At 34.9% G+C, this 12,792-nt stretch carries 13 protein-coding genes; 1 reads left to right on the top strand and 12 read right to left on the bottom strand.

The genetic code is table 11. The features are described from left to right. Positions 1–46 precede the first annotated feature (46 nt). Positions 47–847 carry a flagellin N-terminal helical domain-containing protein gene (locus tag ACUXVC_RS08410; RefSeq protein ID WP_089170745.1) on the top strand — a complete coding sequence of 267 codons (801 nt, stop codon included), beginning with the start codon at positions 47–49 and terminating at the stop codon, positions 845–847. Between the two features lie 95 nt (positions 848–942). On the opposite strand, the gene ACUXVC_RS08405 is transcribed toward ACUXVC_RS08410, so the two are convergent. The 12 genes from ACUXVC_RS08405 to fliF all read right to left on the bottom strand — a co-directional run bounded on the left by ACUXVC_RS08405 (position 943) and on the right by fliF (position 12,787). Next, positions 943–1,890: a DNA-binding domain-containing protein gene (locus ACUXVC_RS08405; protein WP_000274679.1), complete on the bottom strand. Its 948-nt coding sequence runs from the start codon at positions 1,888–1,890 to the stop codon at positions 943–945. 738 nt (positions 1,891–2,628) lie between these two features. Continuing rightward, positions 2,629–3,537 carry a chemotaxis protein gene (locus tag ACUXVC_RS08400; protein ID WP_000075943.1) on the bottom strand — a complete coding sequence of 303 codons (909 nt, stop codon included), beginning with the start codon at positions 3,535–3,537 and terminating at the stop codon, positions 2,629–2,631. Between the two features lie 123 nt (positions 3,538–3,660). After that, entirely contained in the window at positions 3,661–4,146 is a 486-nt protein-coding gene (locus ACUXVC_RS08395; protein WP_063546972.1) for a hypothetical protein, read from the bottom strand. Positions 4,147–4,360: 214 nt separating this feature from the next. After that, positions 4,361–4,696: a DUF3964 family protein gene (locus tag ACUXVC_RS08390; RefSeq protein ID WP_000198166.1), complete on the bottom strand. Its 336-nt coding sequence runs from the start codon at positions 4,694–4,696 to the stop codon at positions 4,361–4,363. A 49-nt stretch (positions 4,697–4,745) separates the two neighbouring features. Then, complete coding sequence (locus tag ACUXVC_RS08385; RefSeq protein ID WP_000588324.1) at positions 4,746–5,969, bottom strand: flagellar hook protein FlgE; 1,224 nt, start codon at positions 5,967–5,969, stop codon at positions 4,746–4,748. 16 nt (positions 5,970–5,985) lie between these two features. Further along, a complete protein-coding gene (locus tag ACUXVC_RS08380) occupies positions 5,986–6,564 on the bottom strand; it encodes a flagellar hook assembly protein FlgD (protein ID WP_001143462.1) in 579 nt (192 codons plus the stop codon). A gap of 3 nt (positions 6,565–6,567) precedes the next feature. Continuing rightward, positions 6,568–7,677: a flagellar hook-length control protein FliK gene (locus ACUXVC_RS08375; protein ID WP_140155646.1), complete on the bottom strand. Its 1,110-nt coding sequence runs from the start codon at positions 7,675–7,677 to the stop codon at positions 6,568–6,570. 10 nt (positions 7,678–7,687) lie between these two features. Next, positions 7,688–8,098 (bottom strand): hypothetical protein, encoded by a 411-nt coding sequence (locus tag ACUXVC_RS08370; RefSeq protein WP_000360860.1) that lies wholly within the window; start codon positions 8,096–8,098, stop codon positions 7,688–7,690. A 116-nt stretch (positions 8,099–8,214) separates the two neighbouring features. Then, entirely contained in the window at positions 8,215–9,519 is a 1,305-nt protein-coding gene (gene fliI / locus ACUXVC_RS08365) for a flagellar protein export ATPase FliI (RefSeq protein ID WP_000088687.1), read from the bottom strand. Then, on the bottom strand, positions 9,516–10,205 hold the full coding sequence (locus ACUXVC_RS08360; protein WP_144465367.1) for a FliH/SctL family protein: 690 nt from the start codon (positions 10,203–10,205) through the stop codon (positions 9,516–9,518). The genes fliI and ACUXVC_RS08360 overlap by 4 nt, the downstream gene beginning before the upstream one ends. Continuing rightward, positions 10,192–11,196, bottom strand: a complete 1,005-nt coding sequence (gene fliG, locus ACUXVC_RS08355; RefSeq protein WP_000883364.1) for a flagellar motor switch protein FliG — start codon at positions 11,194–11,196, stop codon at positions 10,192–10,194. Before fliG ends, ACUXVC_RS08360 begins: the two co-directional genes overlap by 14 nt. Positions 11,197–11,209: 13 nt before the next feature. After that, a complete protein-coding gene (gene fliF, locus ACUXVC_RS08350; RefSeq protein WP_095691130.1) occupies positions 11,210–12,787 on the bottom strand; it encodes a flagellar basal-body MS-ring/collar protein FliF in 1,578 nt (525 codons plus the stop codon). Positions 12,788–12,792: the final 5 nt, after the last annotated feature.

Below are 12,792 nucleotides of genomic sequence, written 5' to 3'. Positions count from 1 at the left end.
TTAGCTTTAGAACACTAACTATATCAATCTATAAGGAGTGTCTATTATGCGTATTGGTACGAATGTTTTAAGTATGAATGCTAGGCAGTCGTTGTATGAGAATGAGAAACGTATGAATGTGGCAATGGAGCATTTGGCGACTGGTAAGAAGTTAAATACTGCTTCTGATAATCCAGCGAATGTTGCGATTGTGACTCGTATGTATGCGAGAGCAAGTGGTATGCGTGTGGCGATTCGTAATAATGAGGATGCGATATCGATGCTTCGCACGGCAGAAGCTGCCCTTCAAACTGTGACGAATATTTTACAGCGTATGCGTGATTTAGCCGTTCAATCTGCGAACGGTACAAATTCAAATGCAAATCGTGATTCGCTGAATAAAGAGTTTCAGTCTTTAACAGAACAAATTGGCTATATTGGCGAGACGACTGAGTTTAATGATTTATCCGTATTTGGTGGTCAAAACCGCCCTGTTACATTAGACGATATCGGTCATACGGTACATATATCAAACTCTATTCCCCCTTCCCCTACACAACACGACATCAAGATTTCAACAGAACAAGAAGCAAGAGCTGCAATTCGTAAAATTGAAGAGGCTTTACAAAATGTATCACTTCATCGTGCTGATCTCGGTGCTATGATGAATCGTTTACAGTTTAATATTGAAAATTTAAATAGCCAAAGTATGGCCCTAACAGATGCTGCATCTCGAATTGAAGATGCGGATATGGCGCAGGAAATGAGCGATTTTTTAAAGTTTAAATTGTTAACTGAAGTTGCACTTAGTATGGTTTCACAAGCTAATCAAATACCGCAAATGGTTTCTAAACTACTACAATCGTAAAAGTTCATCTTCCATCTTTGGAACGATTCCATACAAAATAAAAGGGAAATACATATAAACTATGTATCTCCCTTTTATTTTGTACCCAATTTTTATTACTGTGTTACGGTCATAACTTGTCCGCTACGATCAACCATAATTTTCATTTTACCGTCTTGTGCATTATATAGCCCTAGTTTATGTAATTCCATTTTACAATCTTGTACGAAAGTTGGTAATTTACGAATTTGATCGATATCAGAACTTGTAATGAAATGAATTAAAAGCTGCGTCATGCCTTTAATATCTTGTACAAGCTCTTCTTTCTCTCGTTTTAGCCTTTCATTTTCTAGTTGTAACGACTGCAATTCACCTTCTAGACTACGTGTATTCTTCGCTTCCCTAGAACGCCCTGCTGCCATGCTAGAAAGCTTATAAATACCTTCCATAAACTGATGTAGTTCGTCTTCTTTCCTTTCACTACATTGATTAATTGTTTCAAAATTATCAACGATACCAGATATAACTGTTACAAGATTTTTTTCATCCTCTTTATGCTGGATTTCTTCTTTTAATTCGTACTCGTTTTCTTGTTTTCTTGCAACGATTGTCTCTTTTACTGGTATATATTTTCGCTTTCGTCCTGGTTTTTGTTTTTCAATATTTTCAAACGGTATTTCACGTTTTTTCAATTTATAATACGTATTTTGCAATTGACTTTCTGTTTTTGGAAAAAGATTTAGTTCATTTTTACTTACGTATTTTGAAATATTTAAAATGTTTAAACCGTGACGCTGACAAAATTGATACACTTCATACAGTAGCTCTAGTTCAGATTTCAGCCATGTAATTGCTGATTTTTCGTACGCTCGCATTCCGCCATTTTTTTCTATATCTATTTGAAATAATACCATTCTATTATGTAAATCAAGTAATTCTTCATACTTTACTTGGAATTCTTTTTCTATTTTTTTAAATTCCACCTCTAGTTGCATATCGTTCATTTTATTATTTGACATGTTTTGTAAAAGACCTAATACATTAATTGCTGTGTGGTGATACATAATCTGTGCCACTCCCCCTCATCCTTTCACAATTCTCATCTGACTCCCATGTCTTTTAAGAAAATAGCAATTTTTACATATCCATATTATAACAGTTCGAAATTATCTGTCAAATAATTAACATACAAAAATGTATAGAAAGTATAAAAATTTGGAAAATGTTTTTTTATTAATATGTAAAATTGCATATTAATTACATTTAATTATATTATATGGTATTTTGAATATTTTTTCACCGAAAAAATTTGCGTTACCACGAAATGTTACTAAAATAACCCTCGAAAATACGTTTGCTTATATTTTTAAATCAAAAATCTTCATTTGAAGATTTTTTCGTACATACAGCGCCAAACATCTTAGAAACCTTTCATTTTTCTGCCAGGTTAGAGTATAGAATACCAAAAAGGAATTAGCCAATGCTACACATGGCTAATTCCTTCCCCTCTCTAACAGAATAGAGTTATAAATCCAGTCTTCAGATCCTCAATCAAAGTCTCACTTCTTCTTACCTAAACTTCATACCTCTGAACTCACATCGCATGAGACTCTATTAATCACTAAAAACTTACTTACATAAGTAGTTCCTCTATTCCTACTAAATAGAAAAATGTTATACACCAGCTCTTCTGCTTACCTATAACCACTCCATATCTCTGGTCTCAACATCGCATAGGGCTCTATTAAGCACTGACCGCTCAACACTTAGCTAGAGCTTCTATTCTGGCTAAATAGAAGCTTTTAAAGCACTAACTTATCAACTAAACCAATTAGCTCTTGAATATCTGGCTTACTTACTTGGGCATTTGCTCCTACAGCTTCACCTTTATGGAATAATTCATTTGTAATTAATGAAGAGAAAATAATGACTGGTAAACGATTCATTACTTCACTATCCTTAACCACTTTCGTTAAATGATGTCCATCCATTTTTGGCATTTCAATATCCGTAATTAGCAGGTGAATATGTTCAAACATTTTTTCGCCTTGCTCTTTCGCTAATTTTTCAATTTGTGCTAACGCTTCTGCACCATTGCTGAAGAAGTTCATTTTTGTATATCCAGCTGATGATAATGTTTCTTCTAATATTTGGCGAAGCATCGCTGAATCTTCTGCAATATAAATTACTTTTTCAGCTCGATCTGTTTTTTGTTCTAACCCTGCAATTGATTTATTGTCATAACCAGTGCCGCTAATTTCACATACAATTTTTTCATAATCTAATAGTAAGATGATTTTGCCATCTAGTTTTACAATACCAGATGTCGTTTCTTCTAGTCCCATAGATAATGAAGCTGGTTCATCAATTTGTTCCCACGAAATACGTTGAATACGATGCACTTCATCAACGCGGAAAATAACTTTCATTTGGTTTAATTCTGAGATGATAAATTTCGTTTGATCAAGTGGCTTTGTTGACTTTAAATTAAGAGCCATTGCCAAGTTAATAACAGGTAAAATTTCACCACGTACTTGAACAACACCTTCAACTGCATGGTGAGATTCTGGCACAGTTGTAACAGGGAATGGATTAATGATTTCACGTACTTTCATTACATTAATACTAAATAGGTTTTCACCAACAGTGTACGTAACAATCTCTAATTCATTTGTTCCGCTTTCTAATAAAATACTTTGTGCTTGTGACATAAAGGTGTCGCTCCCCTTCCATTAATTCCGTATATCTAATTATTAAGCTTTATAAAAGCGAAAAAGTCAACTACCTATATAAAAAATATAGATAGTCGAACGATTCATTTTATAAAAAAACAATTAATCTTGTATAAACGAAGCAAGTGCCTCTAATAACACTTCTTGTGCTCCTACAACTTCCGTCGGCATTGCTTCCCATTTTTTCGAAAGCTCGGTCTCTACTCTTATTCTCAGCTCAGAATTCATTTCTGCTAGCACATATTCTTTCGTTGCTATATCAACATCAAGTAGCGCAAGTGCATATAATTCCGGGTCATTTATTTTTTCGAATAATCGTTTTAATACTACCGGTGCTATATGTTTTAATTTTTCAATATGAATTTCCTTATCCGAAAATAGTAACTCATATTGAATAAATGTAACATTTTCTTTAATCACTTTAAAATAACAATTATTTTTTTTATCATTTACAAAATAACCGTTTGGATCTGCAATAATACTTTCTACTTTACGAATTAAATCTGGCAAACTATTCGCCGCCATTACAGTCCGCTGCTCAATCTCACTCGGCGAAATGAATGTAACGCGATACTTATTTTGCGCCATCCTCCTCACCTCTCCTTTTATAGAAATTCAGTCTAATTGTATACTACAACTATCTTAAATTAACTTAAAACTATTTTATATTACCACTTCTTACACTACCACACTACTCTAGTAACGCTACATATCTCTGGTCTTACACATCGGTCGGGACTCTATTAGGCACTAACCGCTCCAAAGCATCGCCAGGTCCTCTCTCAAAACCTAAAAAGTGCTTTTAAGAACCTTTCAATAACTCTATGTTATTAAACCAAAACGCTATCTGCTGATCCGTAATATTTGGCAACATAACAAAAAACTCACGACACTTCATCTCATCCTTAAACAGTTGATACTTCCAAACGCTATCGCTACCAACACTTATGAAATAAAACTCATGGATACGGCCAATGATTGCTTGTTTTTCACCAAATGAATACGGAGGCACTTGCTTAATTTCAAATTGATCTGGTAAATATACATGCTCTTCTCGTTCTATTTTTAATACTTGCTCGGCAAGTTCACGTTTATTTTCGAAAAAAGGCAATTGTAAAATTCGCTCTTGTCTTGTCATACGAATAAAAAACCCTTTCTACTCCATTACATTTTTTCTTTACGATATATTATCGAATTAAGTTTACAACTTCATTTAATACTTCATCTGAAACTTTAATTACTTTCGCATTTCCTTGGAATCCGCGTTGGTATAACATTAAGTCAACGAACTCTACAGATAAATCTACGTTTGCACCTTCTTGTGCACCACCACGTACTTTACCCGCACCGTTTTGACCAGATGCACCAAGAGCTAAAATACCTGTTGTATTCGTCGCTGTATAGTTGCCATTACCTGTTTTCATTAGTCCGCCTTCGTTCGGGAACATCGCAACAGCTAATTGACCTGCAGATTTCATACTTCCATCAGAATATTTTACCATCACATATCCACCGTCAGCAATGAAGCAATCTTTAACCGTCGCTGCTGCTCTACCATCTACGTCTGTTACTGATAATGTTTTATCTGTTGGATGGTTTGTTAAATGACTTAAGTCTAATTTTATAGAGCCGCCATCAAATGGAATATTGGCTCCTTGCTCTTTCGGATTTGGATTTCCAACAGCATCAAATGTCATATTACCACCTGCACCTTGAACATCCTTAAACTCTGTTTCTTTTTTCGAGTCATTACGCATTTGTACTTTATATGTATAATTATGTTCACTCGTTTGTTTAAACTCTACACGCATTGTCCATGTATTCCCTGCATTATCATATACAGGTAAATCTTGTGTAATTTGTTTTTCACCAGTTGGAATATTCCCTTTAATTGTCCCTTTCGATGTTCGAATACCACCAATTGCTGTTCCCATTGGAATTTGCAACGGTCCTGGAATTCCAGATAAATCAACTTCACCAGTTGCCTCATTCGCAGGGTATGCAAACACGTATTGACCTTCAGTATTCGTAATATAGTAATCTGAAGATATCCCAAACGTACCTTTACGAGTAAATTCCATATTTCCGCCTTTTGAATCACCTACAACGAAGAAACCATTACCTTCCATTGCGGCTTGTGTTTTGCCACCTGTTAACGTAATTGTACCATCACTATAATCCGTAACAGTACCACTCATTTTCACACCGTTACCAATACTTTTCGGATTCGTTCCTGCGTATTTACCGTCACCTTTTGCACCAATCGAATTGTTATATAGTAAATCATCAAACATTGCTTTTTGTTTTTTATAACCTACTGTTTGTGCATTGGCAATATTATTTGAAGTTACACTTAATGCATTTTGTGTTGCATTCATCCCTGTAATACTTGTATATAACGCTTTAATCATAACGTATGGACACTCCTTATGAATTTGTAGTTTTTACTTCTTCAGTTACTTTTTGATCGTCTTTCTTTGCGTCTTCTGGGTTCGTTTCCCCAATCGGTTTATCAGACACTCTCTCAACGAAACGAAGAGATACAACCTTATTATTAATAACGAGCTGTACATCGTTATTTTCCGCAAGGCGAACTGTTTCTACTTGACCGGTTACTTTGTTTCCGTCACCGTCAACACCTCTTACGTATTTACCTAAAAACTTCATTCCACCATCAAGTGCTGTTGAATACATCGTTGATTGCAGCTTATCTACTGCTTTCGTCATATTCTGTACTTGTTCCATAAGAGATAACTGTGCTGTCTGATTCATCATTTGATTCATATCCATCGCATTAAATGGATCTTGATGTTGGAAACTTGATAAAAACAATTTTAGGAAATCATCTTTCCCCATTACCCCAGGAGTCTTTTGCGCTCCTGCCGAAACTCCATTACTTTGTTGCACTGGCGATTGTACACCATTAACAGGTACATTACTTTTTTGCGCTCCTGCTTGTAACGGAATATGATTTGTACTCGTTGTATTTAATCCAACTGTTGGCACGCTTTATTCCTCCAATAATCCCGCAAATTCTGTTGATTGTTGTTTTTCATGATTTGTATTTGCTAATTTCTGTTTTTGCCTTTGCTCTTGTTCTCGCTGTTCTTTTCGATTTTCATCTTTATCTGAATAGCTAATTTGAATATTGATTTCTTTTTCTTTTAATTTTAATTTCAATTCATCAAAAATGATTTCAACACGTTTTTTCGCATCGTGTTTTTCCATTTCTACGTGAACATCAATTTGATCTCCGTGTTTTTTCATAAACACTGTTAATGTACCAAGTTTTTCTGGATTTAACTGAAATAAAACACGTTCTTGTTTCACTACAAATTTTTGCAGCGCTTCTACTTGTGCTTCCATTTTCTTTCCTAAGTCAGGTAATGAAACTTTCTCAGCACCACTATTTGATTTCCCTACTTGTTCGGTACTCGTCGTTTTATTTAATAACTCTGCACCTGCAGAGCTCGAATCGTTTAATGCATCAACTTCTGGCAACTCTACCTTTGCGTCATCGCTCTCAAGTTTTGGAAGATCTACCTCTTTAGACTCTTCTTGTTCCTTTGCAATATTACAAGTTTCTGTTTCTACAACTTTCAATGCTTGCATAGTTTGCTCTGGCATCTTCATTTTGTCTAATACCATTTGCATTGTATCTTCTAAACATATAGCATTTTTGATATTCATATTTGAAAGAAGTTCTTGTAATTGTTGTAATTCAGCTGCAGGTAATTCATTAAGTTTAATATTGCCATATTCTTTATATAGCTCTTGTATTTTTTGTATGTATTGATATAACAATTCCGGCTGCACATGTAATTGCTCAATTGCAACCATTTGCTCAGATACAGCTAATAACAACTGTTCTGTCTCTTTTTTTTCTTCTTTCTTTACATTTGGTTCTTCTTTCGTTACCGATTTTTTAGAAAGAATATAATCTTTTTTCTCTTCTGGTGGTGCTTCTTCTCGTTTCGTTTTCTCCGTTTGCGGCTGTTTTTTATTTTCCATTCTCATCGTACGATCGAATGAAGAATCTTCATTTTTTGATTGTACTTCTAGCCCTTTTTCTTTTTGCGGAGGTAAACTTTGTTGCACCGGTAATACAGACTGTATCACTACATTCACCTCATCCATTCATACACATTTTCAAATCCAGAAGCATTTTTTCTTCCAGCTTTTCTTGTGCTTTCGCAAGCTTTTTACAATTTTCTTGATACATCTCATCAATGACACGTTCTTTTTCTTTTACTTGCTCTAAAAGGCTTTCATTTTTTTGAATAAAACCTTCCGTTTTTTTAATTTTTCGATTCCATTCTTCTATTCTTTCAGGTGAAAACGTATGTGAAGAAAGCATGCCCGCCATAATACGTTGCCCAGTTTGTACGACTTTACTACGCGATTTCACAACATATAAATCATATTCTTTTTTTTGTTCTATTTTTCTTTTTTCAGCTGTTAATTCATACACTTCTTTTAAAATATGTTCTTTTTCTTGATTTATTTGCAATTTTATTGTGTCGTACTGCTGTTTATCCACCTGTTTTCATAGCCCCTTCCTATTATAACGTTCTCTTTTTCTATTATATAGTTTTTTTCCAAAAAAATCTGTGAAATATTAAAAAACAAAAAAATAAGACCTCTTGGGCAGAGGCCTTATACTATATGGTGTATCGCTTCAACGATATCATCAAATTGGAAACTATCCGATCGACCTTGCTTTAAAAATGTATTTATACCTTCTACTTTATTTTTACATTCAAAAATATAAGCATTTTCTTCATTTTCTTGAATCGTTCCTAACTTAAAATACAATTCATTTTCTTTATAAATTGATAAAATTTTTCTCATTTCATTTGCAAGTTGCCAATGATGTGGCGACACGATTTCTTCCATAATCCTACTTACTGAATCTAATACTGAAATTGCAGGATAATGACTAAGCGTTGCAAGCTCACGCTTTAATACAATATGTCCATCTAAAATACCACGTGCTAAATCGGGTACAGGACCATTTAAATCGTCCCCATCAACAAGCACCGTATAAATACCTGTTATAGATCCCTTTTGTGTTTTTCCGGACCGCTCTAACAGCTTCTTCATATAACTTTCCATTAACAGTGTTTTACCACCAATCGGTAACTCTTTAACAGCAATATCAACACTTCTTCGTGCATCGGCAAAACGAGTAACAGAGTCCATCATAAGTAATACATTATTGCCTTGATCACGGAAGTATTCAGCAATAGACGTTGCAAGTTTCGCTGCACGAAGTTGCATAAGATGACTTTCATCTGACGTCGCTACAACAACGACGCTTTTTTGCATACCTTCCTCGCCTAACTCTTTTCGAATAAAGTCTTTTACTTCCCGGCCACGTTCTCCTACTAAACTAATAACGTTTATATCAGCTTTTGCGTTTTTTGCTATCATTCCAAGTAAAGTAGATTTACCAACACCTGACCCAGCAAAAATACCAATCTTTTGACCGATACCAATTGTTAGCATAGAATCAATTGATTTTATTCCTGTTTCAAATACATCGGTAATCTCTTCACGTTCAAATGCATGTATAGGCGGTGCATCTAGTTTAATTTTCTGTAATGGAATGTTTTCAGCTTCCTCATTTAACACTTCACCATTTGCACTTAACACTTTTCCGAGCAAGTGATTACCACGTGGTACAACAACATCTTCTGAAACTAATGTCACTGAATCTCCATAACATACTTTTTCTGTCTGTTCAAATGGAAGTAGCATATTATTTTCTTTTTCAATAGCAATCACTTCACATAAGACGTTATGTTCTCCAACGAAGCAAACATCTCCAATCTTCGCTTTCGGCCCTTTTGCTACGAAAAACTGTTCTTGTACACTATGAACTTTGCCTACTTTCGTATACAGCGGTGTTTCAATGAACTTATTCCATTTTTCGTTCTCATTCATTAACAGGCGGCTCATACATTTTGCTCCTCAAATAACTTCTCTTCTTCCCATTTCTGACGAAGTTTCGCAAATATAGGTGCAAATTTAAATTCAAAGAACTCTTTCTCTTCTTCCAGAACAAATTCACCAAACTGCAGGGAGAAATCATATTTCCATTCTACTAATTGTAGTAACCAATATTCTTTCGTATTCTCCTTCTCTTCTTGAATACGTTCAAACGTTTCTGGATGTACTGTAATGATTAATTTTTCAAACGAAGTTGGCAATGTTTGCACGATGCCAGTTAAAATAGGTAACACATCAAGCGATCGTGAATCTACCGCTTGATTCACGATTTTTTCTGCTAGATGAAAAGATTGATCCCATAATAACTCTGTCCATTCATATGCTGTTTCTTGTTGTTCTTTTTGAAACTGCACACGCGCTGCTTCCATCTGTTCCATTTGTTCATGAATATGCATTTGAAATTTTTCTTTATCTTGTAATAACTGCTGCTGCTCTCGTTCTAGCATTTGCTTCTCTTGCCTTAGCTGATTCATTTCCATATGTAATGATTCTTGCTGGGCGCGAAGTTCTGCATGATCAGCTTGTAATTCTTCCTCTTCTATTTGAACTGAAGCTGGTTTTGGAAATTGTAATTCATACGTTTCTTCAGAAAAAGAAACAGAATTCTTCGGAATTCTGTTTTTAAATAAGGACATCCTCTTCACCTCTTTGAACGATAATTCTTCCTTCTTTCTCTAGCTTTTTCACTGTACCAGTGATCGTTTGCTGCGCTTTTTCAGCATCCGTCATCTTAAGCGGTCCTAAGCCATCTAATTCTTCTAGAATCATCTCTTTACGGTTTGAAGACATACATGTAAATAATTTCTCTTTAATTTCTTCTTTTGCAATTTTAAGTGCTTTCGCAAGAACACCGTTATCTGTAATTTCTTCTAATACACGGCGAAGCGCAAGATCTTCAAGACCAAGTAAGTCTTCAAAGACAAACATATTTTCTTTAATTTTCTCAGATAACTCATAATCGACTTCATCCAGCTTTTGAAAGACTGTTTTTTCAACACCACGTGAAACATTATTTAAAATGTTTACGATTGTTTTCAAGCCATCAGTTTTATTAATTGCACTGAATGCCATATTATTTAATTTCGATTTTAACAACTCGCCAATTTGATTAATTAATTCACCATCAACTTGTTCTAACTTCGCAATACCCATTACCGTCTCTACTCGTTTATGATCTGGCAATCTCTCAATTAATTGAGACGCAAGTTGCGGTTTAATATAAGAAGCGATAATTGCAATTGTTTGTGGTGACTCATCATTAAGCACTGTAAGAAGTGGTTCTAAATCTGTAAGTGAATTTAAGAATTCAAATGGATTATCTTTGTTATACCAAAGATCTTCCAATAATTTTTCCAGTTCGTCTTCTGGCATGTTTTTAAATATGCGACGAATGTATTCTTTATCTGGAGTGACTAAGTTCAATTCTTTTACATTTAGTTCATATAAGAACTCTCCTAGTACATTTTCTAACGTTTCTGGTTTGTATACACGAAACTTTGCGATTTCACGAAGTAATACTTCTTTTTCCTCAGCTGTCATATATTCAATGACTTTTGCTGCCACCCCTTCTTCTAATGTACGAATAAGGATGGCAGCTTTTTCTTTGGAGGAGATTTCATCTAACATCGTTGTTCCTCCCTTACTGTCCGTTTAACCATTTTTTAATTACTTTTGCAGTTCCTTCTACATGTTCTTTCGTAGCATCCTGCACTTGTTCATCTAACGTTGGTTCTTTCGGTTCTTCTGGTTCAGGTTTTGGCTCTGGCACTATTTTTTCTTCAGGAATTTCCAAGATACTTTCATTACTTGCAGCCACTTCCTCTTCTGCTAAGTATTCTTCATATTCCTCTTCTTCTTCTTTCTTTCTCTTACGTCTTGCTAATAAGAACCATACTAGACCACCGATTGCTAATAAGCCAGCTGTAATTCCACCGAATAACCACCAGTTCATACCACTTTTTTCTGGCTCTTTCTCTTTTTCGGCTTTCGGCTGATCGAACTGAACAGTTACAACGTTAACTTGACCATTTATAAAGTTACCGTTCGGATCAGCTTGAAGTCCTGCCGCTGTTCCAATTGCTTCTTTAAAAGTTGTCATATCAATTCTACGTTTTACTAGCGTATCATTATCTACCCATACAACAACATTTGTTTTCGTTAATTCTGGGTGTTTCTTAATTGTTTCAACTGTTTTATCTATTTCATAGTTTTCGATTTTGTTACCATTTTTATTATCATAAACAACTTTACCATTTTGATTATTGTTCGTACCGTAGTTTGGCACTTCACCGTTCGCTGTAATACCAGCACCTTGCTTCGTATCTGCCCCTTCTTGCGCAGTAGAGCTTTCCTCTTGCTCTTGTTTACTACGAAGTACACCTTTATCACCATACTTTTCTGACTGACGTGTAACTTCATCGTAGTTTACAGATACTTTCGTATTCACTTTATATTCATTCGGTTTAAACATCGTCATTAACGTTGCATCAATATCTTGCTTTAATTTACCTTCAAGTTGATGCTGCATCTCTACTTCTTTCTCATAAGAAGAAGAACTACTAGAATGTGCTTCATCTGTCCCTTTTGAGATAACACCTTTTTTACTATCAATAACGCTTACTTCTTCTGCCTTTACACCAGGAACTGCTGCACTTATCATTTGCTGTATACCTGCAACTTGATCAGCTGTTAACAATTGTCCACGTTTCACTCCAACCGTAATCGCCGCTGTTCCTTTTGCTTTTTCTTCATCAAAAATTGTCTCTTTTTCAGGCAATGTAATTTGAACATTTGCCGTTTCAACTGTCGCAAAGTTTCTTACAATATCTTGCTCCAATTGCTTCTTCGTACCGACAATTTGCTTCATTTTTTTATCTTGCTCACTTGAACCGAGCGAGCTTTCTAATAAAATTTCCTCACCACTTTTAGAATTAAACGGTAAGCCCATCCCATTCATTTCTTTTCGAACCCATGGAGCATCATTCTTTTGCACACGAATCGAACCATCGGCCGCTAATTGATAATCGACACCTAACTTCGATAATTCTGCTGTAATCTCTTGTTTATCTGTATCATTTAAATTTTGATATACAACAACATATTTATCTGGCAAGGTGAAGTATAAAAGTGCTCCTGTTACAATCGCTAAAAGCGCAGCACCAATTACTAACTTATGCCACGTTTTTAATGATTTGATAACATTTTTCATCTTTTCCATTTAAA

This window comes from Bacillus sp. N6 (genome assembly GCF_052805735.1).
The sequence above is the reverse complement of the archived record's forward strand: the minus strand, read 5'-3'. Positions and strand labels throughout refer to the sequence as shown.